The organism is Marinobacter sp. THAF197a (genome assembly GCF_009363275.1).
In the GTDB taxonomy this organism is placed as follows: domain Bacteria; phylum Pseudomonadota; class Gammaproteobacteria; order Pseudomonadales; family Oleiphilaceae; genus Marinobacter.
The window spans coordinates 1,492,724-1,518,175 of sequence record NZ_CP045324.1; the positions used below are offsets into that span (position 1 = coordinate 1,492,724).

Here is a 25,452-nt window from a genome sequence, read left to right on the forward strand (position 1 = left end):
GACGTTCAGAGGGATACGATGATCGGAGAAACATTAAGCATTTTGAACAGCTGGATAAAAGATTTCGGAATGCTTTCGGAAGGGTGGCGTGCCGGTATTCTGATCTTCATGCTGGTGTTTGCAACGGCCACTGCGGCATTCATTGCATCCCGCGTGATCGTTGCCCTGGAGAGCAAGTTCAGTGCCACCCGTAATCTCTGGGACGACGCTGTGCTCCATGCCGCCCGCAAGCCGGTTGTGGCGTTTATCTGGTTGCAGGGGGTCTATTGGGCAGCTGAGGTGGCCCATCACTTCTCCGATGCTGAAATCTTCAAGGCGAACGGTACGCTGTTGCAGATCGGATTTGTCTGGGTGTTGGTCTGGGCCATGCTCAGGCTGGTCAAAGAGGCAGAAAAGATTCTGATCTCGCCCATGAAAATGCGCAAACCGATGGACTACACCACGGTGAACGCAATCAGCAAACTGCTGAGGGCAGTGATCATCATCACGGCGGCTCTGACCGCATTGCAGACCCTGGGCTTCAGCATCTCCGGGGTTCTAGCCTTTGGTGGTGTGGGTGGCATCGCCGTGGGTTTTGCGGCGAAAGACCTGCTGGCCAACTTCTTCGGTGGCTTTATCATCCATCTGGACCGCCCCTTTAAAGTGGGCGACTGGGTGCGTTCCCCGGACAGGAATATTGAGGGTACGGTGGAGCACATCGGTTGGCGCCTGACGACCATTCGCACGTTCGACAAACGCCCGCTTTACGTTCCCAATGCGGCCTTCACTACCATTGCGGTGGAGAATCCATCCCGGATGACCAATCGCCGTATCTCGGAAACCATCGGTATTCGTTACGCAGACGTTCACGCCATGAAGAAAATCGTGGATGAAATACGTGACATGCTCAAGAGCCATGAGGATATTGCCGCCGATGAGACGCTGATTGTGAATTTTCTGGCCTTCAATGCGTCATCCCTCGACATCATGGTTTATACCTTTACCAAAACCACCCAATGGGTCCGGTTCCATGAGGTCAAAGAGGATGTTCTGCTGAAGATCAGTGACATTATTGAAAGCCATGGCGCCGAAGTGGCCTTCCCGACCCGCACACTGCACCTTCCCGATGGCGTGAGGGTTAGTGGCAATGACAGCGAGGAGTCGTCAGTATCCGAGCCGGGAAATGAGGATAATCGGGAGCAAAGCGCAGGCAAACAGGTGGAGAGCAAGAATGACAGCAGTCGCTGATAGCAAGCCGGTTGGTATCATTGGTGGAACCGGGCTGACCAGCCTCAGTGATCTCACCATTGTGGGTGAGGAAACCGTATCCACCCGCTGGGGGGAGCCGTCTTCCGCCCTGGTTCATGGCGTGCTGGGGCAACAGAAGGTGATGTTTCTGTCCCGACACGGTAACCCGCACCGGATTCCGCCCCACCAGGTGAACTACCGGGCCAATATCCAGGCGCTCTATGATGCCGGCGTTCGAACCCTGGTGGGTGTCAACGCCGTTGGCGGTATTCACCCTGACATGGGGCCGGCTCATGTGGTTATTCCGGATCAACTGATTGACTACACCTGGGGGCGGCCGAGTACCTTCTTTGAAGGGGAGCTGGAGCACGTCACCCACATTGATTTCACCTGGCCTTACGACGAGCAGGCCCGGGCGTTACTGGTTGCCACCGCAAAGGAGGCGGCGGTTCCGTTCTCGGACTTTGGTGTTTATGGCGCCACCCAGGGGCCGCGGCTTGAAACGGCAGCAGAGATACGCCGAATGGAGCGTGATGGCTGTGATATCGTGGGTATGACCGGCATGCCGGAAGCGGTGTTGGCGGCGGAACTGGGAATGCGTTACGTGAGTCTGGGCCTGGTGGTGAACTGGGCGGCGGGCAAATCCGACCACATCATTACCATGGCGGAGATCGAAGAGGCCATTGAGCTGGGGATGTCCGGGGTGCGGTTGATCCTCGAGCGCTCAATGGCCGACCTGGGTCAGCTTGGGGTGCTCACTCCACCCGCTTGAAAAACACCAGCACGCCGATCGTGGGGGAATCGATGAAGTGGATTTCCTCACTGCGCATGCGGCGTGTTTCCCGGATCCAGGTAACCAGTTTAAGCGGCGAGACCGAGCTGGTTGCCTCGGGCAGCCCAAAGCTGGCGCCATTTTCTGTGCCTGGCCATGGGGCTGATTCTTCCGAGGCGCCAGGCTCCATGGCGTCTTCTGCAACGTTCTGTGTTACCTGCATAACTCGCGGCGCGCTCTCGTCAATCATCCAGTGGTTCAGATGAATGCCCACGTGCAGGAACCGCTGGCGGTCAATGGTGATGTGGCCTTCCACCGCTCGCAGGCCCGCTTCTTGTAGCCAGTCTCCCAGCGCAATCTCAAGCGGCTCGCCGTCGTAATCCGGCGGGAAGGTCTGGTACCAGCCCGTGGCCGCCAATACCCGATAGTTACCGCTGTTTTCAAGCCGTCGGGCAGCCTGGTTCAGGTGCAGCTCACTCTGTGGCACCAGCTTCAGATCGGATTGCCGGCGACCATCGGCCTGGTCTACCCACAGGGCTTTGTCGGGCCGAATGGTGGGCTCAACCTGTTTGCCGGACATTTTTTCTTCAATGCCGGACGGGTCAACCAGTCGTTCCAGGATAACGAATTCCGCTCGGTAGTAGTCCCGGGGTGTATTGCCTGGCTGGCTCTGGGCCATCAGGGCGGTCGGGGCTAGCATGAGGGCCGCTGCCAGAAGGGCACCGATCAGTGTGTGCCGTAAACAGAATTGCTGGGCTTGCAAGAGTCTTACTCCACCTGAGTCGTTGTTTGCTCACGACGCCTTGGCTGGTTTGGTGCCCGGCGTCAATTCCGTGAGCATGGCTGCAATGGCGTCGAGTTTACCACTGGTTGAATCATCATTCAGCCGGAAGCGGAAGCTGTTGGCGCCTTCCAGCCTGTAGGTGTCCGGCGCGGATTGCACTTTTTTAACCAGCACCAGAGGGTCCACCGGTGTGGTCGCACCGAACTCCAGTCGCACCCATTCCTTGCCAGCGTCCACTTTTCCGATGCCCAGAGCTTCGGCTTTCAAACGCAGCCGGGTCTGGTTGATCAGATTCTTGGCCGGTTCCGGTAATAATCCGAAGCGGTCGATCATCTCAACCTGAAGTTCTTTTAATTCATCTTCGCTCTGGACGCTGGCAATGCGCTTGTACAGCATCAGGCGGTTGTGCACATCGGGCAGGTAGTCGTCGGGAATCAATGCCGGGATGCGCAGGTTCATTTCGGTGCCGTGGCTCAGGGGCAGTTCAGCATTCGGGGTGCGGCCCTCGCGAATGGCTTTTACCGCTTCATCCAGCAATTGCATGTAGAGGGTGAAGCCAATACTTTCAATTTGCCCGCTCTGTTCCTCGCCCAGCAGCTCGCCGGCGCCTCGGATTTCCAGGTCGTGGGTGGCCAGCATGAAGCCGGCGCCCAGGTCCTGGGCTTCGGCGATGGCGTCCAGGCGTTTCTTGGCATCGTTGGAGATGCTTTTCGGTGGTGGCGTTAGCAGGTAGGCGTAGGCCTGGTGGTGGGACCGGCCAACCCGGCCGCGCAACTGGTGCAGCTGGGCCAGGCCAAACTTGTCGGCTCTCTCGATGATGATGGTGTTGGCGCTGGGAATGTCGATGCCGGTTTCCACAATGGTGGTACAGACCAGCACGTTGAAGCGCTTGTGGTAAAAGTCCGACATGATCTGTTCCAACTGCCGTTCCCGCATCTGGCCGTGGGCGACGCCCACCCGGGCCTCCGGAATCAGTCTGCGCAGATCTTCGGCGGTTTTTTCAATGGTCGACACATCGTTGTGCAGAAAATACACCTGGCCACCACGCAGTATCTCCCGAAGGATCGCCTCTTTCACCATGGCCTCTTCACGTTGGCGCACGAAGGTTTTGACCGACAACCGGCGGGCCGGGGGCGTGGCGATGATCGACAGGTCCCTCAGGTGACCCATGGCCATGTTCAGGGTTCTCGGGATCGGCGTGGCGGTCAGCGTGAGCATATCCACCTCTGCCCGCAGGGATTTCAGTCGTTCTTTCTGCTGAACACCGAAACGATGCTCCTCATCAATAATGACGAGGCCCAGATTCTTGAACTTCACATCGCCCTGCAGCAATTTGTGGGTGCCGATCACGATGTCTGCCTTGCCTTCCTCAATGGCTGTCATGGCTTTGGTGGTCTGGCTGCCGCTTCGGAAACGGCTGAGCAGTTCCACGGTGACCGGGGTGTCGGAAAAACGATCCCGGAAGGATTCGTAGTGCTGCTGGGCGAGCAGGGTAGTGGGCACCAGCACCGCCACCTGCTTGCCGGACCAGGTGGCCAGAAAGGCCGCACGCATGGCCACTTCGGTTTTACCAAAGCCCACATCGCCGCACACCAGTCGGTCCATGGGGCGTTCGCCAGTCATGTCTTCGAACACCGCCTGAATGGCTACCTGCTGGTCCGGCGTTTCCTCGAACGGGAAGCCGGCGGCGAAGGCCCGGTAGGCCTCTTTCGGGTCTTCAAACTGGAAGCCTTTGCGGGCTTCTCGGCGGGCGTACACGTCTAGCAGTTCGGCGGCGGTGTCGCGTATCTTCTCCAGGGCCTTTTGTTTGGCATTGCTCCAGCGGTCGGTGCCGAGCTTGTGCAGGGGCGCGTGCTCTTCGTCGGTGCCGGCGTAGCGGGAAATCAGGTGCAGGCTGGAAACGGGAACGTAGAGTTTCGAGCCACCGGCGTATTCCAGGGTCAGGAACTCATCGGCCTGGCCGCCGGCATGGATGGTTTCCAGGCCTTTGTAACGGCCAACGCCGTGGTCGATATGCACCACCGGCGAGCCGATCCGCAGCTCGGACAGGTCCCGGTAGCCGTGGTCGTCCACTTCCGTGGGCTTTTCACGCCGGCGCCGCTGCAGAACCCGTTCGCCGAACAGGGCGGTTTCAGTAATCAGGGCGAGGTTCTGCTCCGGTAGCACCATTCCCTGTTCCATCGGCGCAATGGTGATGGCCAGGGCAGCATTATCGCTCTCGTTAAAATCCTGCCAGCCGCTGACGGTGACAGGCTTTAGCTTGTGATCCCGCAGGTTCTCGATCAGGGCTTCGCGCCGACCGGAAGATTCGGCGCAAATCAGCACGCGGCCCGGGAATTCCTTGATAAAGCGTTTGAGTCGCCCGGCCGGGTCCGCGGCCCGGCCATCCATGGCCACGTCCGGTAACGGTGTGGCGCCGCAATTGGCAGTACCGGCGCCGTCCATGGCGTCGGGGGTGCAGGTGATGCGCGGGTATCGCTTGATCTGGCCAAACACTTCGTCCTGTAGCAGGAAAAGCTCGGCCGGCGGCAGAATCGGTCGCAGCCGGTCGTGCCGGCGGTCCTCGTGCCTGGCGCGGGTTTCCGCATCGAAAGCTGCAACTGCATCGTTCAGGCCGTCTGCGGTAAACACCAGTGTGGTGGTCGGCAGGTAATCGAACAGAGTGGCGGTCTGGTCAAAGAACAATGGCAGGTAATACTCGATGCCTGGCGGGGTAATACCGTTACTGACGTCCTGATAGACCGGGGCGTCTTTGTCGGCATGGGGGAAATGTTCAAACCAGCGGTTGCGGAAGCCGGACCGGGCCTCTTTGTGCCAGGGGAACTCATGGGCTGGCAGCAGTTCGATCTGTTCGATTCGGTCAATGGAGCGCTGGGTTTCCGGGTCAAACGTGCGCAAGGTTTCGATTTCGTCGTCGAACAGGTCAATCCGGTAGGGCAGGTTGGAGCCCATCGGGTAGATGTCCAGTATCGCCCCGCGCACCGCGTATTCGCCGTGCTCATACACATTTTCAGCGTGGTGATATCCCGCAGCCTCCAGTTGCATGCGCCAGCTGTCGATATCCAGGCTTTGGCCTACCTTTAATAGCAGGGTGTTGCCTTGTAGGTAACTTGGCGGCGCCAGCCGATGCATCAGGGTGCGGGCGGGCACCACCAGAACACCGTGGCGTGTGGATGGCAACCGGTGCAGGGTGCGGATACGCCTGGAAGTAATGTCCTGGTGGGGTGAAAACAGGTCGTAGGGCAGGGTTTCCCAGTCCGGCAGCGACAACAGCTCAAGGCCGGCTTCGGTCACCGTGGCGCCGTCTTCTTCCGGTGGCAGGTTCAGGAAAAACCGGATGGCTTGTTCCAGGCGGATGGCTTCATCGGTGCTTCGGGTGACCACCAGGGTCAGTCCTTTGTGCAGCTTGGCGCTCTCGCAGATGGCCAGGGCGTCACTGCAACCGTGAAGCTGGCCCCATTTGCGGTGGTCGGCGCTTTTATCCGGCAGCGTCGGGGCAATCAACGGGGCGGGTGAGGCCGCACGGGCGGAACCTTGGGGCATGAGCTGTCAAATCTCCTGAGTTGGCGCGTCTGGAACCGAGCGGCGCTATTCTAGCGTTCGGGGGTTTCAGTGTCATGGCTGGTACCGACAAATCGCTATTTGCCGTCGGGCGTCTTAAGTTGGATAATGTGCGCCTCAAAATTATTCCCAGTGCTATACGAGGTTCCAACCGTGAGTCACGAACAAATCAACCAGCACCTGTCCAACTGGACAGAAAGAGAGTCCACCGCCGAAGCGATGATCCCGCTGATTGGCCGCCTGTACCGCAAAAACAACGTTGTTACGTCGGTATACGGCCGGGCGATCATCAACCAGTCGGTGATCGACATCATCCGTGCCCATCGTTTTGTTCGTCAGGTTGAGAACAGCGAGCTGTCCGTTCACGACACGCTGCCGATCCTGCAGGCCATGGACAAGCTGGATCTTGGTCGCGCCCACGTGGACATCGGCAAGCTGGCGGTCAAGTTCAAGGCTGAAGGCGGTGACCTCACCGAATTCCTGAAGCGTGAAATCGGCCCGGTGGTTGGCCAGTATGCCAGTCAGTCAGAGCAGGACGCCCAGAACGAAACCAAAGACGTAGTGCTCTATGGTTTTGGCCGTATCGGCCGTCTGCTGGCCCGCATCCTGATTGAAAAAGCCGGCGGTGGTAACAATCTCCGCCTGCGAGCCATTGTGGTTCGCCAGGGCGGTGCCGAAAACGATCTGGAAAAGCGCGCCAGCCTGCTGCGCCGTGACTCCGTGCATGGTCCCTTCGATGGCACCATCACCGTTGATGAAGAAAACTCCGCCCTGATCGCTAATGGCAACTTTATCAAGGTGATCTATTCCGATGGCCCCGACAAGGTCGATTACACCGCCTACGACATCCACAATGCCATTGTGATCGACAACACCGGTAAGTGGCGTGACGAAGCCGGCCTTGGTCTGCACCTGAAGTCCAAGGGTGTCAGTCGCGTGATCCTGACAGCGCCGGGCAAGGGTGATATCAAGAACATCGTGTATGGTATCAACAACGACTGGATTACCGACGAAGACAAGATCCTGTCCGCGGCTTCCTGCACCACCAACGCCATTACACCGGTGCTGAAGGCCATCAACGACGAATACGGCATTGAAGATGGCCATGTTGAGACCGTTCACTCCTACACCAACGACCAGAACCTGATCGATAACTACCACAAGGGTAGCCGTCGTGGTCGTAGCGCAGCACTGAACATGGTTATTACAGAGACAGGTGCGGCCAAGGCTGTTGCCAAGGCGCTGCCGGAGCTCAAGGGCAAGCTGAGCGGTAATGCTATCCGGGTGCCGACGCCGAACGTGTCCATGGCCATCCTGAACCTGAATCTGAAGTCAGACGTGGATGTAGAGAAGGTGAACGATTACCTCCGCGACATGGCTCTGCACTCTGAGTTGCAGAAGCAGATCGATTTCGTGAATTCCCCGGAAGTGGTATCCACAGACTTCGTAGGCTCCCGCCACGCGGGCATTGTCGATGCCCAGGCCACCATCGCCAACGGTAAGCGCCTGATTCTGTACGTATGGTACGACAACGAGTTCGGTTACAGCGCTCAGGTTATCCGCTGTGTCAATCAGATGGCCGGCGTAACTTACCCGATCTTTCCGAAGCGGGCACGTGACTAAAGTCTAAGCCTGTTTCAGTTAAGTCGGATCAAAAAGGCCCCGGTAGCGTGAGCTGCCGGGGCTTTTTTACTACTTTGGAGGGATAAAACCATTTTCCTTACCGGTGGAAATAGGTTTCCTTAATCTCTATAATTGGCGCGATTTTGGGTATGTCTGGCCCCCATATTCTCGCCCCCGAGCGGCGGGGCCGGGCGTTAAAATCCACAGAAAAGTTTCTGATGATTGGATGAGGCTAATGATCAAGATCAAAAAAGGCCTGGATCTTCCCATCAGCGGCGCTCCCGAACAGACCATTACTGACGGCAAACCGATTCGCCACGTGGCATTGATCGGCTTTGACTACAACGGCATGAAGCCGACGATGGCTGTGAAAGAGGGAGACCGTGTCAAGCGCGGTACGCTGCTGTTCACGGACAAGAAGACCGAAGGCGTTCGTTATACTTCACCGGCAGCCGGTGTAGTGAAAGAAATCAACCGCGGTGAGCGTCGCGTGTTCCAGTCTGTTGTCATCGAAGTGGATGGCGATGAGGCGGAAACCTATGCCCGCTACAACGATTCCGATCTTGCCGGCCTGGAACGCCAGCAGGTAGTTGATAACCTGGTTGAATCCGGTCTGTGGACAGCGTTCCGCACCCGGCCTTACAGCAAGGTTCCGGAAATCGACTCCGCACCGAACTCCATCTTTGTTTCTGTCATGGATACCAATCCGTTGGCAGCAGACCCTACCGTTATTATCGGCGAGAACAGCAAGGCGTTCGAAAAAGGCCTGACCATCATCTCCCGCCTGACCAACGGTAAGGTATTTGTGACCGGCAAGCCCGGCTCCGACGTGTCTGTACCAAAAGCAGACAACATCGAAGTACACCAGTTCGATGGTGTGCACCCTGCCGGTAATGTGGGCACCCATATCCACCACCTGGACCCGGTTTCAGCCAGCAAGACTGTCTGGAGCATCAATTATCAGGACGTGATCGATATCGCCAAACTGTTCGAGACCGGTGAAGTGCCGGTTGAGCGCATTGTGGCTATCGGTGGCCCTAAAGCCCTGAAGCCCCGCCTGGTTCGTACCCGCCTGGGTGCCAGCCTGCCGGAACTGCTGGATGGCGAGATCGCCACTGATTGCGACGTCCGTGCCATTTCAGGCTCGGTATTCGGCGGTCGTCGTGGTGACGGCCCCTGTGCCTACCTGGGCCGCTTTGCCAATCAGGTGTCGGTGCTGGAAGAAGGCACCAAGCGTGAGTTCATTGGCTGGCTGTCTCCGGGCACCAACAAGTTCTCGGTGCTGAACATCTACCTGTCCAAGCTGACCGGTGGCAAGCTGTTCAACTTCACCACCACCACCAACGGCAGTGAGCGGGCCATGGTGCCTGTCGGTGCCTATGAGCAGGTGATGCCGCTGGACATCCTCCCGACTCAGCTGCTGCGAGCACTGATTGTTGGCGATACCGAAGTGGCACAGAAACTTGGCGCCCTGGAGCTGGATGAAGAAGATCTGGCGCTGTGCACCTTTGTGTGCCCCGGCAAATATGAATACGGTCCGATTCTCCGCGAGAACCTGACCCGAATCGAGATCGAGGGATAATACGATGGCTATCCGACAGTTTCTCGATGGAATCGAGCATCATTTTGAAAAGGGTGGTAAGTACGAGCGCTGGTATGCCCTGTACGAAGCCGTTGATACCATTTTCTACACCCCTGGCAAAGTAACTTCCACCACGGCCCATGTGCGTGACGGCGTAGACCTCAAGCGCATCATGATCACTGTGTGGTTGTGTACTTTCCCTGCGATGTTCTTCGGTATGTGGAACATTGGTTTTCAGGCCAACAATTTCCTGGCAGCCAACCCGGATGCCATGATTGCCGATGGCGGCCTGCGTGAAGCCTTTATCACCGCCCTGGCCGTGACCGGCGCCGGTGCCGGCTGGTGGGACAACTTCGTCTACGGCATGGCCTACTTCATTCCTATCTATGCCGTCACCTTTGTGGTGGGTGGTTTCTGGGAAGTGCTGTTTGCCACCGTGCGTCGTCACGAAGTGAACGAAGGCTTCTTCGTAACCTCCGTACTGTTTGCTTTGATCTGCCCGCCCACCATTCCGCTGTGGCAGGTGGCCCTGGGTATCACCTTCGGTGTGGTTATCGGTAAGGAAGTGTTCGGTGGTACCGGCAAGAACTTCCTGAACCCGGCCCTGACTGGTCGTGCCTTCCTGTACTTTGCCTATCCCGCGCAGATTTCCGGCGACACTGTCTGGACTGCAGTTGATGGCTTCAGTGGCGCAACGGCTCTGAGTTGGGCTGCCTCTGGCGGCCTGGAAGCACTGGAAACCCAGATCGGCTGGATGAATGCCTTCGTGGGTAACATTCAGGGTTCCATGGGTGAGACGTCCACCATTGCCATATTGATTGGTGGTCTGATCCTCCTGGCCATGAAGATTGCCTCCTACCGTATTGTCGGTGGTGTGTTGATCGGCATGATCGGTATGTCGCTGTTGCTGAACATTGTCGGGTCCGAGACTAATCCGATGTTTGCCATTCCGGCTCACTGGCACCTGGTTATGGGTGGCTTCGCCTTCGGCATGATGTTTATGGCGACAGACCCGGTATCGGCTGCGATGACCAATACCGGTCGCTGGATGTTTGGCATTCTGGTCGGTGTGATGACTATCCTCATCCGTGTGGTCAACCCGGCCTTCCCGGAAGGCATTATGCTGGCCATTCTGTTCGCCAACCTGTTCGCCCCGCTGATGGACCACTACGTGGTTCAGGCCAACATCAAACGGAGGCTCGCACGTGGCTAAGAAAAAAGAGACGGTCGGAAAGACCATTCAGGTCGCTTTCGCCCTATGTATCGTTTGCTCCGTGATTGTGTCTGCTGCAGCTGTATCCTTGCGCCCGCAGCAGGCCCTGAACCAGGAGCTGGACATCAAGTCCAATATCCTTCAGGCCGCCGGCATGGCGGAGCCTGGCGCCAATCGGGCCCGTATCGAAGAACTGTTTGGTCAGTTCGAGCCGCGCCTGGTTGACCTGCGTACTGGCCGGTTCACCACCCCGGAAGAGCTTGGCGTGCCTGATGTACTGAGCTACAACCAGTACCGCGCTGCCGGTGATCCGAACATGTCTACCCGCCTGTCGGGTGAGCAAGACACCGCCAATCTGCGTCGTCGTGCCCACGCAGCCACGGTTTACATCCTCGAGGAGGATGGCGAGCTGGTTCGTGTGGTGTTGCCGGTGCACGGTCCTGGTCTGTGGTCCACCTTGTATGGGTTCATTTCACTGGAAGGTGATCTGAACACCATCGAAGGCCTGGGCTTCTATGACCACGCGGAAACGCCTGGCCTTGGCGGTGAGGTAGACAACCCTCGCTGGAAAAGCCAGTGGGTTGGCCAGAAGATCTACGGTGACGACAAGAGTGAGCCCCAGATCCGCCTGATCAAAGGCGGTGCCAATCCGGACAGCGAGCATCAGATTGATTCCCTGTCTGGTGCAACGCTGACGGCTCGCGGTGTCGAGAACCTGATCAACTTCTGGATGGGTGAGAACGGTTTCGCGCCGTTCCTGAAAAATCTGCGCGACGGGGAGGCCTGATCATGTCTGACGTATCAGCCAAGAAGGTTCTTTTTGAACCGATTTTCAGTAACAACCCCATCGCCCTGCAGATTCTTGGGATCTGTTCGGCGCTGGCGGTTACCACCAGCCTGAGCGTTACGCTGGTTATGTGTGCTTCGGTTATTGCGGTAACCGGGTTTTCAAACCTGGCGGTATCGCTGATTCGTACCCAGATTCCAAACAGCATCCGGATCATCGTACAGATGACCATCATTGCGTCGCTGGTAATCGTGGTTGATCAGGTACTGAAAGCCTATGCCTATGAAATCAGCAAGCAGCTGTCGGTATTCGTTGGTCTGATCATCACCAACTGTATCGTTATGGGCCGCGCCGAAGGCTTTGCCATGCAGAACCCGCCGATGCTGAGTTTCCTTGACGGTATCGGCAACGGACTGGGCTACTCCATTGCAATCCTGTTCGTTGCGTTCTTCCGTGAGCTGTTCGGCTCTGGTGAACTGCTTGGTTTCACCATTCTGGCGTCCGTTAACGATGGTGGCTGGTATGTGCCGAACGGCATGATGCTGCTGCCGCCGAGCGCGTTCTTTATTATCGGTCTGGGCATCTGGGCATTGCGTACCTGGAAGCCGGATCAGGTTGAAGAGCCTGATTTCAAGATGTCAGCCCATAAAACCCGGGAGGCCTTCTAATGGATCATTATCTGAGTCTTCTGGTTACGGCCATTTTCGTTGAAAACCTGGCGTTGGCGTTCTTCCTGGGGATGTGTACCTTCCTGGCGATCTCCAAAAAGGTGGAAGCGGCGATTGGTCTGGGTATTGCCGTGGTTGTGGTACTGACTCTGTCTGTGCCGGTGAACAACCTGATTTTCAATACTGTTCTGCGTGAAGGTGCCCTGTCCTGGGCAGGTCTTCCAGATGTTGACCTGAGCTTTCTGGGACTGCTGACCTACATCGGTGTTATTGCGGCACTGGTGCAGATTCTTGAGATGGTTCTCGACAAGTACATCCCGTCGCTGTACGCAGCGCTGGGCGTGTTCCTGCCGCTGATCACCGTTAACTGCGCAATCCTGGGTGCGTCACTGTTCATGGTTGAGCGTGACTACAACTTTGGCGAGAGTGTGGTTTACGGCTTTGGCGCTGGCGTGGGCTGGGCCCTGGCCATTGGTGCCCTGGCGGGTATCCGCGAGAAGCTCAAGTACAGTGATGTTCCCAACGGCCTGCGTGGCCTTGGTATTACCTTCATCACTGTCGGCCTGATGTCGCTCGGCTTTATGTCGTTCTCCGGCATCTCGCTGTAATGCGCCCCCGGATCATCGGATAACTACGAGAAGGCGAGACCATGAATACAGAAATTATTCTTGGCGTGGTCATGTTTACCGTCATCGTGCTTGCACTGGTGGCGGTGATCCTGGCAGCGCGCTCAAAACTGGTCAGCACCGGCGACGTCACCATTGAAATCAATGACGACCCGGAACACACCATGAAAACGGAAGCAGGTGGAAAGCTGCTGAACACCCTGGCGGGCAACGGCATTTTCCTGTCGTCTGCCTGTGGTGGCGGTGGTACCTGCGCCCAGTGTAAATGTAAGGTTCTGGAAGGTGGCGGCGCCATGCTGCCCACCGAAAAGACCCACTTCACCAACCGTGAAGAAAAAGAAGGCTGGCGCCTGTCGTGCCAGGTTCCTGTAAAACAGGACATGAAGATTGAGGTACCGGAAGAGTTCTTCGGCGTGAAGAAGTGGGAATGCGAAGTGGTGTCGAACCACAACGTGGCCACCTTCATCAAAGAGCTGGTACTGAAGCTGCCGGAAGGCGAGGAAGTGGATTTCCGTGCTGGCGGTTACGTGCAGTTGGAGTGCCCTCCCTACGAAATCGATTTCAAGGATTTCGATATCGAGGAAGAGTTCCACGAAGACTGGGACAAGCACGACATCTGGCGCTATAAGGCGATCAATAAGGAAGACACCATCCGGGCTTACTCCATGGCGAACTACCCGGAAGAGAAAGGTCTTCTGAAGTTCAACATCCGTATTGCGACACCGCCTCCGGGGACTAATCACCCGCCAGGCATCATGTCCAGCTACGTGTTCAACCTGAAGCCAGGTGACAAGGTTACGGTCATGGGGCCGTTCGGTGAGTTCTTCGCCAAGAAGACCGACGCTGAAATGGTGTTCATCGGTGGTGGTGCTGGTATGGCACCCATGCGCTCCCATATCTTTGACCAGCTCAAGCGCCTGAATTCCAAGCGCAAGATCAGTTTCTGGTATGGTGCCCGCAGTGTGCGCGAAATGTTCTATGTGGAAGACTTTGACGGTCTGGCCGCCGAGAACGAGAACTTTGAGTGGCATTGTGCTTTGTCAGATCCGCTTCCGACTGACGACTGGGATGGCCCTACCGGCTTTATCCATAACGTGTTGTACGAAAACTATCTGAAGGACCACCCGGCTCCGGAAGACTGTGAGTTCTACATGTGTGGGCCCCCAATCATGAACGCGTCCGTTATCAAGATGCTCAAGGATCTTGGTGTAGAGGACGAAAACATCATGCTGGATGATTTCGGAGGTTAACAGGCTCAGATGACATCCCGCATGTTTGGACCCGTCAGGGTGGTTGTGATCGGCGTCTTTATGACGCTGATCATGGCTGCCCTGGCGGGTTGCTCGTTTCAGGAAAAGGAAAAAGTCTGGGAGATTTCCGGAGGTATCTTCGGAACGACCTATCACATAAACGTCGTATTGCCAGAAGACAGGGAACGCCTGCAGACTCTGGCGCAGGGTATTAAGAAAGAGTTGGACGCGGTGGATGCGTCCATGTCTACCTGGAAGCAGGATTCCGAGTTGTCACGTTTGAATCGCAAACAGGACCAGTCGGAGTGGACAGAGCTTTCTCCGGCCTTGTTTGAAGTGATACAGCGTTCCCAGGAAATTGCTGAACTGACTGACGGGGCGTTCGATATCACGATTGGCCCGTTGGTGAATCTTTGGGGCTTCGGTCCAGACGCCCGGCCCGAGACCGTGCCATCGGATGCGGCGCTGGAGAAAGCCCTGGCGGATACCGGTTACCGTTATCTGGAGCTGAACGCCGAGACCCTGGCGTTGCGAAGCGAAAAGCCCCAGTACATCGATTTGTCCGGGATTGCTAAAGGCTATGGTGTCGATGTGGTGGCCCGCTACCTGGACCGTGAAGGTGTGCAGGCGTACCTTGTGGAGATCGGTGGTGAGGTGAGGGTCAATGGGCGGAAACCAGACGGCGGTGCCTGGCGCCTGGCCGTTGAAGAGCCATCGGAGGGCGCGCGTCAGGTTAATAAGATTGTCGCGATGGACCAGCATGCGATGGCAACCTCCGGTGACTATCGTAACTATTACGAATCGGATGGTCAGCGTTACTCGCATACAATAGATCCATCGACGGGTAAGCCGATCACGAACAAGATGGCGTCTGTGACGGTGATTACCGAAGACAGTATGACCGCCGACGCGCTGGCCACCGCATTTACCGTGATGGGGTATGAGCGGGCACGGGCGCTGGCAACGCGGGAAAATATTCCCGCTTATTTCATCGTGCGAGGTGAGAGCGGCTTTGAGGTGCATGAAACACCGGCTTTCTCTTCCTTCGTGGTTCAGTAAAGGAGGGCAGTATGGGTACCTTTCTTCTCGTTTTGTTCATTGTAGGCATTCTGATTGCCGGTATGTCGATCGGCGTGATCTTTGGCCGCAAGCCCATCAGCGGCACTTGCGGTGGTATCGGTGCCCTGGGCATCAGCCAGTCCTGCGATATTTGTGGCGGTAACACGCAGAAGTGTGAGGAAAGCCGCAGCGAGACCGGGGCCTCTGAGAGTGGCGAAGACCTGGCCTACGACGCCTCGCGCACAGAAAAGTAAGCGACACTCATCAATAAATAAAACTACGCATTTTATGGCGTAGATAAGGAGTCACTGCGCACATGGCAGAGCATCATTACGACGTCGTCGTTATTGGCGCCGGCCCTTCCGGTGAAGGGGCGGCAATGAACGCGGCCAAGCACAACAAGCGAGTCGCCATCATTGAAGACAAACCGACGGTGGGCGGTAACTGCACGCACTGGGGCACCATTCCATCCAAGGCGCTGCGTCACTCAGTGAAGCAGATCATCACCTTCAACACCAATCAGATGTTCCGGGATATCGGCGAACCGCGCTGGTTTTCCTTCCCGAGGGTGTTGCAGAACGCGCAGAAGGTCATCGGCAAGCAGGTTAAGCTGCGCACTCAGTTCTATTCCCGTAACCGGGTAGACCTGATCAATGGCCGTGCATCGTTTGTAGACACGCATCGGTTGGAAATTCGTGGTAACAAGTCGGTTGAGACTATCCACTTCAAACAGGCCATCATTGCTACCGGCTCCCGTCCGTATCTGCCGCCCGATGTGGATTTCCGCCATCACCGGATTTACAACTCTGACTCCATCCTGAACCTGTCCCACACACCGCGCACCCTGATTATCTATGGCGCCGGTGTTATCGGTTCCGAGTACGCTTCCATTTTTGCCGGGCTGGGTGTAAAGGTTGACTTGATCAACCCGGGCAGTCGCCTCTTGTCATTCCTGGACGACGAGATCTCCGATGCGCTCAGCTACCACCTTCGCAACAACGGTGTGCTGGTTCGCCATAACGAGCAGTACGAATCGGTGAAGGGCGACGACCACGGTGTGGTACTTTCATTGCAGTCTGGTAAGAAAATTCGCGCCGATGCCTTCCTCTGGTGCAACGGGCGAAGTGGTAACACGGAAAACCTCGGGCTGGAGAATGTGGGCCTGGTGCCCAATGGTCGCGGCCAGTTGGCAGTTGATGACCACTACCGTACCGAGGTGGACCACATCTACGCGGCGGGCGATGTGATTGGCTGGCCGAGCCTGGCCAGTGCAGCCTATGACCAGGGCCGTGCGGCTTCGTCAGACATCACCCAGGACGAGTATTTCCGATACGTAGATGATGTGCCCACGGGTATCTATACCATTCCTGAAATCAGCTCCGTAGGTAAAACCGAGCGGGAGCTGACAGAAGCCAAAGTGCCATACGATGTTGGTCAGGCTTTCTTCAAGGACCTGGCGCGGGCACAGATAACGGGTGAAGCGGTGGGCATGCTGAAGATCCTGTTCCACCGTGAGACTCGGGAGATTCTGGGTATCCACTGTTTCGGTGACCAGGCGGCTGAGATTGTGCACATCGGCCAGGCGATCATGAACCAGAAAGGGGAGGCGAACTCCCTGAACTACTTCATCAATACCACCTTCAACTACCCGACCATGGCGGAAGCCTATCGGGTGGCGGCATTGAACGGCCTGAACCGGATCTTCTGATCCGGTCAGTTCCGTACCCGAGCCGGTATTACGCCGGCTCGGGCATTCCTTCCTTCGCTGGCAAGCTCAGAACGGCTCTGGCGCGGTTATCGAAGAACATCCGTGTGCTTGTGGGGTAGTCGGTAATAATGCTGTCTACGCCCATCTCTTCCAGCTTCAGCATGTCGTGAATGCGGTTCACCGTCCAGGTGGACACATGCATATTACGCTTGTGGGCCTGGGCAACCATGTCGGCATTGAGAATCTTCCAGTTCACGCAGAAATACTCACAGCCAAGGCGGGTAGCCAGGTTCAGCGGTTTTGGGAACTTTCGCTCGGCCACAAGGCCAATCCGGAGGTTCTTGTCACGGCGCCTCAGTTCCCTGAGGAACCAGGGATCGGATGAGGTAATGGCGGCGGTCTGGTAAAGGTTCCGGCGCTGGATAACTTCTGTCAGGCGGTTACAAAGTATGTTCAGGCGGGCCCGGTTGTCCTTCTTCACTTCCAGTTGCAGGTGCTCCAGGTCGTCGAACTGGTCGAGCAGGTTTTCGAGAGTGGGAATGCCCGCTTTGCGGGGCCAGGCGCTGGTGTTGCGCCGAGCGTCCATGTCGGCCAGCTCAGCGGCCGTGTAATGGCCGACATTGCCCTTCTGCCCGGTAGTCCGATCTACTGTCAGGTCGTGCACCAGCACTGGCACGCCGTCTTTTGACAGCACCAGGTCCAGCTCGAAGTGCCGGATACCATGCCGATAGGCATGGATAAAACCGGGCATGGTATTTTCTGGAGCCTCACCTTTGGCTCCGCGGTGACCATAAACGATCATTCTGCAGCACTATCCTTGAGGGTCTGGTAAATAGCCTGGCGTTTCTTCCAGGTGTCATGACACAGGCGTATATCTTCCAGGTACGCCGGCAACTCTCTCATCAGCAGGGCCTGGGGGCCGTCAACCAGGGCTTTCTCCGGTTTCGGGTGGAAGTCTACCAGCACCATGTTGGCGCCGGCGATCACGCCCTGAGCGGTGGCGTGCATCACGTCCAGAATACCATCCGGTGAGCGGTCCCGGCTGCCCACGGAGTGGGACGGGTCTACACACACCGGCATGCGCGTCAGGCGCTTTACCGCTGGTACATGGGCGAAATCCACCATATTGCGGTGCGGCTGGCCGGCTTCGGTTTTCATGCCCCTCAGGCAGAAAATCACGTTGGCGTTGCCCTCACTGGCCAGGTACTCCGCAGCGTTCAGCGACTCGTTCAGGGTAATACCAAAACCGCGCTTGAGCAGTGCCGGGTAGGTTTTCTGCCGGCCTATGGCTTTGAGTAGCTCGAAGTTCTGGGTATTCCGGGTGCCAATCTGCAGCATCACACCGGTGGGCCGGCCCAGTTTCTCCAGGCAGTTATCGATCTCTTCGATATGGCTTTCGTGAGTAATCTCCATGGCAATAACCTTGATGCCATGCTTGCCGGCTTTCTCGAAGACCCAGGGCAGGCAGCCCTTGCCGTGCCCCTGGAACGAGTATGGGTTGGTGCGGGGTTTGTAGGCGCCCATGCGGGTGCAGACCTCGCCATTGTCCTCAAGCGCCTGCATCATCTGCTCAACGTGCTCGGGCACGTCTACCGCACATAGCCCGGCAAAGATGTTCAGGTTGTTCTGGCTGAACTCGACGCCGTTGTAGGTGAAACCGCTCTGGCGGTGATCGTCTTTGTGGCGGCCCAGAATGCGGTAGTCATCAGAAATTCGGATGGCCCGCTCCACGGCGGGTAGCGCTTCAATCTCTTCCTTGTTCAGGGTTTTGGTGTCGCCCAGCAGATAAATCTCCGTCAGCCGCTGGCTGGCACCCTGAACCTCATGTACCCGAACACTGACGCCAGGCAGGTTTTCCAGGTAGTGCATGGTCTGGCGGTAGGCTTCGCTGTCCAGTTCTGTGTTGGGGTGAAGAATGGCTAACATGAAATCTCCTTGGGGTTAACCGGCGGCGTCTTCCGCTCTGTGCCTGGCCTGCATGAATTCCCGATGATTAAGATGCAGCAAGTCCGCAATCCGGCGAATAAGGTGTTCTTCGTATTTGTCGATACGGCCGTCTGCCAGGGCTACCCGCCAGATACTCTCCAGCAGGGCCTGTTTCTGGGGCTGGTCAAAGTGGTCGTTGATCTGTCCGGTGAACTCATACAACGACGTGGAATCCTCTGCGTGTGCCAGGGCGTCGGCAAGAATCTCTTCCGCTTCTTCCCGGGTAACCTGATGGGCCTGAACGGCGCAATCGACAATAATCTTCAGCTCGCGCTCGTCCTCGTGATTGTCGACACGGGCAAGCTGCACCATCAGGGCTGTGGCAGCCACAGCCAGTTGGTGGGCGTCGGTTTGCACAGGCTCGGATTCCGGCACTGCAAACAGTTTTTTCAGGCGATCAATCATACAGCGCCCCTTGGCTAAAGGTTGGGGTGTTGATCAGGCAGCCTCGGTCGCTAACTGTCGCACCCGGCTTTCCAGTTCAATCTGGTCTGCGGCAAACCGGCGAATGCCATCAGCCAGTTTCTCGGTGGCCATGGCATCCTCGTTGGACTCCCAGCGGAACCGCTTCTCGTCCACGTGGTGTGGTTTGTCGGCGCTGCTTGCGCTGCCCGCGTTCAGTCGTTGGGGCAATTCGCCATGATCGTCTTTCAGCTCCTGCAACAGGGCAGGGCTGATGGTCAGGCGATCGCAGCCGGCGAGCATTTCAATCTCGCCAGTATTACGGAAGCTCGCCCCCATCACCACGGTATTGAAGCCATTGGCCTTGTAGTAATTATAGATGCGTGTGACCGATTGCACGCCCGGGTCTTCCGCCGCCGGGTAGCTGTCGCGGCCCGTGCTGGCCAGGTGCCAGTCCAGAATTCGCCCTACAAACGGCGATATCAGATAGGCACCGGCTTCGGCGCAGGCGGCAGCCTGTACAAAGGAGAACAGCAGGGTAAGGTTACAGTGGATGCCTTCTTTTTCCAGCTGCTCAGCGGCGCGGATGCCTTCCCAGGTAGAGGCAATCTTGATCAGCACCCGGCTGGTGTCTACGCCCTGGCGGTCATAGTAGTCGATCAACCGGCGTGCGCGTTCCAGGGTGGCGGCGGTGTCAAATGACAGGCGGGCGTCTACTTCTGTGGAGACGACGCCGGGAATGAGGTTCAGGATTTCTTTACCGGCCAGCACCGCCAGCATGTCAGTGGCGATGGTCAGTTGTTCGGCGCCAGAGCCCCCACGCTGGCTGGCGAAGGCGACGGCCTTGTCCAGCATCGGGCGGTAGGCTTCCGATGCTGCGGCTTTCAGCAGCAGTGAGGGGTTGGTGGTGGCATCTTGTGGCCGCCATTGGGCAATGGCATCAAGGTCGCCGGTGTCGGCCACCACGGTGGTCATGGTCTTCAGTTGGTCCAGCTTGCTGTTCATTCGTCCTGTCGTCCCGGTTGTGCGGTGTTATGGCGGTATCCAACTCCAGAATACCTTTGTAACCCTACAATAACGGCAGCTTACGACAGGAACAAGACAACAAAAGGTATGGGGATGATCAACTTTCCGTAATGAGTTCCGGTTCCCTGACTTTGGCCAGAGCCTGCTCCACCACTTCCAGGCCGGAACCCGGCTTGTTGGCGTTCTCGCTCAGGTGTCGGCGGAACTGCCGCCCGCCCGGCTGGCCCAGGAACAATCCCATGATGTGGCGAGTCATGTGGGTGAGGTACACCCCCCGGTCCAGTTCCTGCTGGATGAACGGAAACATGGCGCGCAGGGCATCATGACGGCTGGTGACAGGTGCCGGCTCACCAAAGAATTCGGTATCCACGTCGGCCAGTAGCCAGGGATTGTGGTAGGCCTCGCGGCCCAGCATCACGCCGTCGGTGTGGGCCAGGTGCTCATGGCAATCCTCAAAAGTTTTGATGCCGCCGTTGATGATGATTTCAAGGTGAGGGTAGGCCTGTTTCAGACGGTACACCCAATCGTACTTCAGCGGTGGGATATCGCGATTTTCCTTCGGGCTCAGGCCCTCCAGAATGGCAATGCGGGCGTGCACGATGAACGTCTTGCAGCCGGCTGCAGCAACGGTTTCGATAAACTCGCACAGCTCATCCCAGGATTCGCGGCCGTTGATGCCAATGCGGTGCTTGACCGTAACCGGCAGATCCGTGGCCGCAATCATCGCTGCCACACCTTCCGCCACCTTATCCGGATGGCCCATCAGGCAGGCGCCGATCATGTTGTTCTGCACCCGATCACTGGGGCAGCCGACATTCAGGTTCACTTCATCAAAGCCAAACTGCTGCGCCAGCTTTGCGCAATGAGCCAACTCACCGGCATTGCTGCCACCAAGCTGCAGCGCCAGCGGGTATTCGGATGGATCATGGCGCAGAAACCGCTCGGTATCCCCATGAATCAACGCCCCGGTGGTCACCATCTCGGTATACAGCAACGCCCGGCGGCTCAGAATCCGAGCCAGGTAGCGAAAATGCGGCGTGGTCCAATCCATCATGGGGGCTACAGAGAACTTTCTTTCTAATGAAATCATGTGCTTACCTTATTTTCTGCGTCCCTGACGTTCCATTTTCGTACATTGATTTACAAGGAAAAACATTGCGTTCCAGTACCATGCTGTACCAGAATTGTACCAATGGTACACCGGGTGGCAGGCAAGGTTTCTGAAGTAGTGCTGCCCGGGACCGGCAAGGTTTCCAAAGTAACGAGGGCAGAGTATGGCGACGTTCCAGAAGCGGGGCAATAAGTGGAGAGCGATAGTCCGGAGGAAGGGGTACAAGACGGTCACCAGTACCCATAACACCAAAGCGGAGGCCCAACGGTGGGCAGCACGTATAGAAGGGGATGTGGAGAACCAGGAGGCCGCTGGTTTGGATATGCTGTTCTCCGACATGGTGGACAGATACCTGGATGAACTGGAATCCCATAACCCACCAGGAAGAACCAAGCGGGCAAGCCTGGAAATGCTCCGCCGATACCTCGGTGACCGCCGATCATCCAAACTGGATGCTGAAGCCCTGGTGAATTTCGCACGGGAACGGGCCACCTACTGTTCCCCGGCAACAGTGCAGCAGGACATGATCTACCTGCGGGGGTTGTTACACACGGCCAAACATATCTGGGGAGCCAGGTTCGACTGGACTGCCTACGACTCTGCTGCCACCCACTGTAAACGCTACGGGCTCACCGGGAAGTCGGTGGAACGGGATCGTCGGCCGTCGAAGGAAGAACTGAAGCGAATCCTGGAACACATCGACGGGAACAACTATTACCGGACACCGATGGGTGACATCGTTCGGTTTGCCATCGACTCCTGCATGCGCCTGGGTGAGATCACCACCATCCGGTGGGCAGACCTGGACACCGTGAAGAAGACGATTGTGATCCGTTCCAGGAAGCACCCGTCGCAGAAGGCATGGAATGACCAGACGGTGCCGCTACTCGGTGACGCCTTCAAACTGATCGACAAGCAACCCCGGAAGTCGGAGTTCATCTTTCCGTACCAGACCAAAACCATCGGCACCGCCTGGCAACGGGCAGTCAGGAATCTGGGTATCCAGGACCTACGGTTTCACGACCTCCGGCATGAAGGGATCAGCCGGCTCTTTGAACGAGGCTATGGTGTGATGGAGGTGGCCAAGGTATCCGGGCACCGGGACATCAATCAACTCCGGCGTTATGTCCAACTGAAGCCGGAAGAACTGCACCAGGGACCGAGTGGCAGGCGGGATTTCTGAAGTAAGGGACAGGCGGGCTTGCTGAAGTAGCCAGGGTGCCGAGTGGCAGGCAAGGTTTCTGAAGTAAGCTCGTCGTATACCGGCAGCGGTGCCGAAGTAATTTCCCCTCCGAAATTTTATACCGGCTGGAATCCTGGAATAGGGCGGCACGGTATACCTTCCAACGAAGAATCAATAACTTAGCGTTTTCCGTAATTAAAACAGTAACTTAGGCTGGTTTATCCTGATTTTCTGGTGCCGTGTTTCCCTAACCCGTTGTTTTATCGTTATTTTCGGTGATTCTGCAGCCTGGCGGGCCAGTGGTGCCCGTTTGCTATATAGAAGGGGTGAACTGTTGCCGTGGTTTTCTGGTGCCAAAAATTTTAAGTTTTCGATTCAACTAATGGTTGACAACCGTTAGTTATGGGGTTAAAGTTCACCCCAGATACAGAGAAAACGAGGGTTTCAACATGTTTAAAGCTACTTTGATTTATGCCGGTATCACTGCAACAGCCGCCTACGGTGCATTGTCTAGCGCCTTGTCTTCTATCGGCCTTTGATACAACTAGAAGTTGGTTAAACCACTAATAAAAGGATTGAAGCCATGCATGCAAACAACCTGAAATCCCGTCAAATCGACATCCTCGAAAACGGCACCCGTGAACAGGTTATTGATTGGCTGGCATGGAACGATGCGAACGGCGTTTACACCGACGAGGATAGCGCCGCTGAAGGTTATGAACCGTTGACACTAGAACAGGCCCGCGAACTTATGCGCGGACAGATTGAGGACTGAGACAATGAACACTGAATATGTAAAAGCGGTAAAGCTGCAGGCGAAATTAACACGACTGGCGAACATGAAAGGCAGTTACAGATTCCGGCTTTCCGCCATGCTGGCCAGCGATAACCGGCCCGGTAAAGTCTGGTAACAGGTACAACCAAAAGTAGAAACGACAAGGGGAAACAGAGCCGTGGATACCATTGAACAGAACATCAAGCGCATTATTGATCAAGAAATCTTTACTAACGCTTCAACCATGGTGGCGGATTTATCCACCGCTGACCTTTCTGAGACCATGCCTAATCTGTGCGAACTGCTAACCGCCTGCAGTGTATCGGATGACTGGGAAACACCGGTTAGGGACGCTCTGAACGACATTACACCGGCTGGCCTGGCGGACGTGTGCGGCTTTTTAGGTGTCGACCTGAAGACAAAAGACGGCGATATAGTCGGTGATTGGTTGGCGGAAACAATCGACCATGACGCCGTCGACCGTTCAGCGGTAATTGACCACATTGAAGAAAGTAACCAATGGTCAGAAGTCGGGGAGTATTTGAGCCTTGATCCTGAAACCATTGAAGCTCTGCAGCATTGGCTGGTGTCTGATTGGCTGGCGGAAAGGCTGGAAATAATAGGCGCGCTTATTTCTCAGGATGTCTTAGGTTTCAATATCTGGGGGCGGACTGATTGCGGTCAATCCCTTGAGATGAACAGCGATTTACGGAAAGTCGCTGAACTGGTTGAACGGGATTTACAGGACATCATGGGGCGGGATTAATCCGCCCTCAGATACAACTAAAAACAGAATTGAAAACCAAGGGGAATGTTTATATGTTTAGTTTTCATTGTGAAACAGTAACAGCGGTGCGAAAAGCTATTCTCTCAGTATATAACAGCGGTGCGCGTGTTCGTGTTTGGCTCGGTGATATTAACACCGGTGTGGCCTGGCCAGAAGAAAACGATTTAATGGGATACATTGGAAGATCGACAGGACAAATTAAAATTCCATTGTTAATTGCCAATAAAAGATCACTAGGCGGTGGTGGTTTGCTGGATCATTGCATTGTCAGGATCGACACAACAGACGGTCAAACGGTTTATAAACACCCTAATTTTTCAACCGGTGATTGGAAATTAAAATATAATCCTGATTCCACTGTTTCCGTATTACACGACGGGGAACTACACGCAAGTTTTGAATCCGAACATAAAGCCAGACTTTTTATTGCATTTATGCGCGGTGAACGGTACCGGAAATAATAAAGGGGTGATTTATGGAGAAAATAAAAGCCGGTTTTATCGCTTTCAATGGTTACGTTTTTACCCAGACTGACGCGGACGCTTATAACCGTGCTTGTTCTGATGTGGCGCGGGCTATCGCGTTAGCTGGCCCTAAACCGTCACCAATGGCACGGGACGCGATAGAAAGGGCACGGGATAACCAGAACCGCACGTTTAAAGTTATCATCGGTGAAATATAAAGGGGTTCTATCATGAAAAACAGTATCCGCAATCTGAACCGGCTGTATAACGTTATCTATCGTTCACTGTTCACCATAAACGGCCGGCTTTCATATGATCGAATTACCGACGGAATCATAAAACTGGCGGTAATGGTTCAGGAAACAGAAACCGATGAATTCACACTAACCGACATTGGCAAATATACAGAATGCTGCCTTGCGGATTTAATAGTCGGTGCCTTCTGGCATTACTCACAATGGCATGCTGGCCAGAATTCAAAAGGCTATAAGGCATTGTCTGAACTATCCGGCATTTATTCCCCTGGTATGGAGTGCGAACCCGAACCCGAAAGCGGAGAACATAGCGGTTTCCATATGTTGAATATTCTAGCAACCGCCAATAGTTCACGGATTTTTGACAATGGCGGGGAGAGTATCGACCGGTATACGTGTTTTCCTTATTTGAACAGTGACAGTGTAAGGGAAAGGGTAATGTATCTTGGTTTTAGTGAAAGCGGGTTATCTGTTTCTATGTGGGGAGAAATAAACCCGGGTGACCTGGTGAACCTTTCTTTTTTAGGTAAAGAAATTTCGTTTTCTGACCTATCACCAGAAAGCCAGAACCACGTAATAAACCGCATTCAATAAGCGAGGGTTA

General features: G+C 55.9%; 26 protein-coding genes. 19 read left to right on the forward strand and 7 right to left on the reverse strand.

All coding sequences use genetic code 11. From position 1 onward, the window contains the following. The first annotated feature begins 18 nt into the window (after positions 1–18). Complete coding sequence (locus FIV08_RS06885) at positions 19–1,227, forward strand: mechanosensitive ion channel family protein (protein WP_106695437.1); 1,209 nt, start codon at positions 19–21, stop codon at positions 1,225–1,227. After that, the gene (locus FIV08_RS06890) at positions 1,211–1,999 is read left to right on the forward strand and encodes an S-methyl-5'-thioinosine phosphorylase (RefSeq protein ID WP_152437790.1); all 789 of its coding nucleotides are present in this window, start codon (positions 1,211–1,213) and stop codon (positions 1,997–1,999) included. Before FIV08_RS06885 ends, FIV08_RS06890 begins: the two co-directional genes overlap by 17 nt. Here the strand turns inward: FIV08_RS06890 and FIV08_RS06895 are convergent. Continuing rightward, positions 1,983–2,762: a CsiV family protein gene (locus tag FIV08_RS06895; RefSeq protein WP_216646178.1), complete on the reverse strand. Its 780-nt coding sequence runs from the start codon at positions 2,760–2,762 to the stop codon at positions 1,983–1,985. The two genes, FIV08_RS06890 and FIV08_RS06895, sit on opposite strands and share 17 nt — an antisense overlap. A gap of 30 nt (positions 2,763–2,792) precedes the next feature. Then, entirely contained in the window at positions 2,793–6,326 is a 3,534-nt protein-coding gene (mfd, locus tag FIV08_RS06900) for a transcription-repair coupling factor (RefSeq protein ID WP_152437791.1), read from the reverse strand. Between the two features lie 171 nt (positions 6,327–6,497). Between mfd and FIV08_RS06905 the strand changes: the two genes are divergently transcribed. From FIV08_RS06905 to sthA, 10 genes are all read left to right on the forward strand, one after another. Then, on the forward strand, positions 6,498–7,967 hold the full coding sequence (locus tag FIV08_RS06905) for a glyceraldehyde-3-phosphate dehydrogenase (RefSeq protein WP_061331854.1): 1,470 nt from the start codon (positions 6,498–6,500) through the stop codon (positions 7,965–7,967). Between the two features lie 235 nt (positions 7,968–8,202). Further along, positions 8,203–9,549: a Na(+)-translocating NADH-quinone reductase subunit A gene (locus FIV08_RS06910; RefSeq protein WP_061331855.1), complete on the forward strand. Its 1,347-nt coding sequence runs from the start codon at positions 8,203–8,205 to the stop codon at positions 9,547–9,549. Between the two features lie 4 nt (positions 9,550–9,553). Then, a complete protein-coding gene (locus FIV08_RS06915; RefSeq protein WP_061331856.1) occupies positions 9,554–10,762 on the forward strand; it encodes an NADH:ubiquinone reductase (Na(+)-transporting) subunit B in 1,209 nt (402 codons plus the stop codon). Continuing rightward, positions 10,755–11,549 carry a Na(+)-translocating NADH-quinone reductase subunit C gene (locus FIV08_RS06920; RefSeq protein ID WP_061331857.1) on the forward strand — a complete coding sequence of 265 codons (795 nt, stop codon included), beginning with the start codon at positions 10,755–10,757 and terminating at the stop codon, positions 11,547–11,549. The genes FIV08_RS06915 and FIV08_RS06920 overlap by 8 nt, the downstream gene beginning before the upstream one ends. A 2-nt stretch (positions 11,550–11,551) precedes the next feature. Next, positions 11,552–12,217, forward strand: coding sequence for an NADH:ubiquinone reductase (Na(+)-transporting) subunit D (locus FIV08_RS06925; RefSeq protein WP_058090112.1), 666 nt, complete (start codon positions 11,552–11,554; stop codon positions 12,215–12,217). Continuing rightward, a complete protein-coding gene (gene nqrE, locus FIV08_RS06930; RefSeq protein ID WP_072677623.1) occupies positions 12,217–12,825 on the forward strand; it encodes an NADH:ubiquinone reductase (Na(+)-transporting) subunit E in 609 nt (202 codons plus the stop codon). Before FIV08_RS06925 ends, nqrE begins: the two co-directional genes overlap by 1 nt. A gap of 41 nt (positions 12,826–12,866) precedes the next feature. Further along, on the forward strand, positions 12,867–14,093 hold the full coding sequence (gene nqrF, locus FIV08_RS06935; RefSeq protein ID WP_061331858.1) for an NADH:ubiquinone reductase (Na(+)-transporting) subunit F: 1,227 nt from the start codon (positions 12,867–12,869) through the stop codon (positions 14,091–14,093). A gap of 9 nt (positions 14,094–14,102) precedes the next feature. Next, a complete protein-coding gene (locus tag FIV08_RS06940; protein WP_152437792.1) occupies positions 14,103–15,152 on the forward strand; it encodes an FAD:protein FMN transferase in 1,050 nt (349 codons plus the stop codon). Between the two features lie 11 nt (positions 15,153–15,163). Beyond that, positions 15,164–15,406, forward strand: a complete 243-nt coding sequence (gene nqrM / locus FIV08_RS06945) for a (Na+)-NQR maturation NqrM (RefSeq protein WP_152437793.1) — start codon at positions 15,164–15,166, stop codon at positions 15,404–15,406. 62 nt (positions 15,407–15,468) lie between these two features. After that, positions 15,469–16,860 (forward strand): Si-specific NAD(P)(+) transhydrogenase, encoded by a 1,392-nt coding sequence (sthA, locus tag FIV08_RS06950; RefSeq protein ID WP_061331861.1) that lies wholly within the window; start codon positions 15,469–15,471, stop codon positions 16,858–16,860. Between the two features lie 28 nt (positions 16,861–16,888). On the opposite strand, the gene FIV08_RS06955 is transcribed toward sthA, so the two are convergent. The 5 genes from FIV08_RS06955 to dusA all read right to left on the reverse strand — a co-directional run bounded on the left by FIV08_RS06955 (position 16,889) and on the right by dusA (position 21,364). Next, entirely contained in the window at positions 16,889–17,662 is a 774-nt protein-coding gene (locus tag FIV08_RS06955; RefSeq protein ID WP_152437794.1) for a glycerophosphodiester phosphodiesterase, read from the reverse strand. Next, the gene (locus FIV08_RS06960) at positions 17,659–18,786 is read right to left on the reverse strand and encodes a 3-deoxy-7-phosphoheptulonate synthase (RefSeq protein ID WP_152437795.1); all 1,128 of its coding nucleotides are present in this window, start codon (positions 18,784–18,786) and stop codon (positions 17,659–17,661) included. The genes FIV08_RS06955 and FIV08_RS06960 overlap by 4 nt, the downstream gene beginning before the upstream one ends. A 15-nt stretch (positions 18,787–18,801) precedes the next feature. Next, on the reverse strand, positions 18,802–19,251 hold the full coding sequence (locus FIV08_RS06965; protein WP_061331864.1) for a TerB family tellurite resistance protein: 450 nt from the start codon (positions 19,249–19,251) through the stop codon (positions 18,802–18,804). Positions 19,252–19,284: 33 nt separating this feature from the next. Then, complete coding sequence (gene tal / locus FIV08_RS06970) at positions 19,285–20,253, reverse strand: transaldolase (RefSeq protein ID WP_152437796.1); 969 nt, start codon at positions 20,251–20,253, stop codon at positions 19,285–19,287. A gap of 118 nt (positions 20,254–20,371) precedes the next feature. After that, complete coding sequence (dusA, locus tag FIV08_RS06975; RefSeq protein ID WP_152437797.1) at positions 20,372–21,364, reverse strand: tRNA dihydrouridine(20/20a) synthase DusA; 993 nt, start codon at positions 21,362–21,364, stop codon at positions 20,372–20,374. A 184-nt stretch (positions 21,365–21,548) separates the two neighbouring features. Between dusA and FIV08_RS06980 the strand changes: the two genes are divergently transcribed. The 7 genes from FIV08_RS06980 to FIV08_RS07005 all read left to right on the forward strand — a co-directional run bounded on the left by FIV08_RS06980 (position 21,549) and on the right by FIV08_RS07005 (position 25,442). Then, positions 21,549–22,568 carry an integrase gene (locus tag FIV08_RS06980; protein ID WP_152437798.1) on the forward strand — a complete coding sequence of 340 codons (1,020 nt, stop codon included), beginning with the start codon at positions 21,549–21,551 and terminating at the stop codon, positions 22,566–22,568. A gap of 583 nt (positions 22,569–23,151) precedes the next feature. Further along, a complete protein-coding gene (locus FIV08_RS06985) occupies positions 23,152–23,343 on the forward strand; it encodes a hypothetical protein (RefSeq protein ID WP_152437799.1) in 192 nt (63 codons plus the stop codon). A 4-nt stretch (positions 23,344–23,347) separates the two neighbouring features. Then, positions 23,348–23,479 (forward strand): hypothetical protein, encoded by a 132-nt coding sequence (locus FIV08_RS19895; protein ID WP_267313119.1) that lies wholly within the window; start codon positions 23,348–23,350, stop codon positions 23,477–23,479. Between the two features lie 42 nt (positions 23,480–23,521). Next, positions 23,522–24,109, forward strand: coding sequence for a hypothetical protein (locus tag FIV08_RS06990; protein WP_152437800.1), 588 nt, complete (start codon positions 23,522–23,524; stop codon positions 24,107–24,109). 53 nt (positions 24,110–24,162) lie between these two features. Then, positions 24,163–24,591 (forward strand): hypothetical protein, encoded by a 429-nt coding sequence (locus FIV08_RS06995; protein WP_152437801.1) that lies wholly within the window; start codon positions 24,163–24,165, stop codon positions 24,589–24,591. A 14-nt stretch (positions 24,592–24,605) separates the two neighbouring features. Continuing rightward, positions 24,606–24,812, forward strand: coding sequence for a hypothetical protein (locus tag FIV08_RS07000; RefSeq protein WP_152437802.1), 207 nt, complete (start codon positions 24,606–24,608; stop codon positions 24,810–24,812). 12 nt (positions 24,813–24,824) lie between these two features. Continuing rightward, positions 24,825–25,442: a hypothetical protein gene (locus tag FIV08_RS07005; RefSeq protein ID WP_152437803.1), complete on the forward strand. Its 618-nt coding sequence runs from the start codon at positions 24,825–24,827 to the stop codon at positions 25,440–25,442. Positions 25,443–25,452 lie beyond the last annotated feature (10 nt).

Excerpts from the sequence above, each read along its gene's own strand:
- FIV08_RS06960 (WP_152437795.1), bottom strand. The coding sequence starts at position 18,786 with ATGTTAGCCATTCTTCACCCCAACACAGAACTGGACAGCGAAGCCTAC.
- FIV08_RS06885 (WP_106695437.1), top strand. The coding sequence starts at position 19 with ATGATCGGAGAAACATTAAGCATTTTGAACAGCTGGATAAAAGATTTC.
- FIV08_RS06955 (WP_152437794.1), bottom strand. The coding sequence starts at position 17,662 with ATGATCGTTTATGGTCACCGCGGAGCCAAAGGTGAGGCTCCAGAAAAT.
- FIV08_RS07000 (WP_152437802.1), top strand. The coding sequence starts at position 24,606 with ATGGAGAAAATAAAAGCCGGTTTTATCGCTTTCAATGGTTACGTTTTT.
- FIV08_RS06915 (WP_061331856.1), top strand. The coding sequence starts at position 9,554 with ATGGCTATCCGACAGTTTCTCGATGGAATCGAGCATCATTTTGAAAAG.
- FIV08_RS06995 (WP_152437801.1), top strand. The coding sequence starts at position 24,163 with ATGTTTAGTTTTCATTGTGAAACAGTAACAGCGGTGCGAAAAGCTATT.
- FIV08_RS06890 (WP_152437790.1), top strand. The coding sequence starts at position 1,211 with ATGACAGCAGTCGCTGATAGCAAGCCGGTTGGTATCATTGGTGGAACC.
- tal (WP_152437796.1), bottom strand. The coding sequence starts at position 20,253 with ATGAACAGCAAGCTGGACCAACTGAAGACCATGACCACCGTGGTGGCC.
- nqrE (WP_072677623.1), top strand. The coding sequence starts at position 12,217 with ATGGATCATTATCTGAGTCTTCTGGTTACGGCCATTTTCGTTGAAAAC.
- FIV08_RS06985 (WP_152437799.1), top strand. The coding sequence starts at position 23,152 with ATGCATGCAAACAACCTGAAATCCCGTCAAATCGACATCCTCGAAAAC.
- FIV08_RS06910 (WP_061331855.1), top strand. The coding sequence starts at position 8,203 with ATGATCAAGATCAAAAAAGGCCTGGATCTTCCCATCAGCGGCGCTCCC.
- FIV08_RS06980 (WP_152437798.1), top strand. The coding sequence starts at position 21,549 with ATGGCGACGTTCCAGAAGCGGGGCAATAAGTGGAGAGCGATAGTCCGG.
- FIV08_RS07005 (WP_152437803.1), top strand. The coding sequence starts at position 24,825 with ATGAAAAACAGTATCCGCAATCTGAACCGGCTGTATAACGTTATCTAT.
- FIV08_RS06965 (WP_061331864.1), bottom strand. The coding sequence starts at position 19,251 with ATGATTGATCGCCTGAAAAAACTGTTTGCAGTGCCGGAATCCGAGCCT.
- FIV08_RS06925 (WP_058090112.1), top strand. The coding sequence starts at position 11,552 with ATGTCTGACGTATCAGCCAAGAAGGTTCTTTTTGAACCGATTTTCAGT.
- FIV08_RS06940 (WP_152437792.1), top strand. The coding sequence starts at position 14,103 with ATGACATCCCGCATGTTTGGACCCGTCAGGGTGGTTGTGATCGGCGTC.
- dusA (WP_152437797.1), bottom strand. The coding sequence starts at position 21,364 with ATGATTTCATTAGAAAGAAAGTTCTCTGTAGCCCCCATGATGGATTGG.
- FIV08_RS19895 (WP_267313119.1), top strand. The coding sequence starts at position 23,348 with ATGAACACTGAATATGTAAAAGCGGTAAAGCTGCAGGCGAAATTAACA.
- nqrF (WP_061331858.1), top strand. The coding sequence starts at position 12,867 with ATGAATACAGAAATTATTCTTGGCGTGGTCATGTTTACCGTCATCGTG.
- mfd (WP_152437791.1), bottom strand. The coding sequence starts at position 6,326 with ATGCCCCAAGGTTCCGCCCGTGCGGCCTCACCCGCCCCGTTGATTGCC.
- sthA (WP_061331861.1), top strand. The coding sequence starts at position 15,469 with ATGGCAGAGCATCATTACGACGTCGTCGTTATTGGCGCCGGCCCTTCC.
- nqrM (WP_152437793.1), top strand. The coding sequence starts at position 15,164 with ATGGGTACCTTTCTTCTCGTTTTGTTCATTGTAGGCATTCTGATTGCC.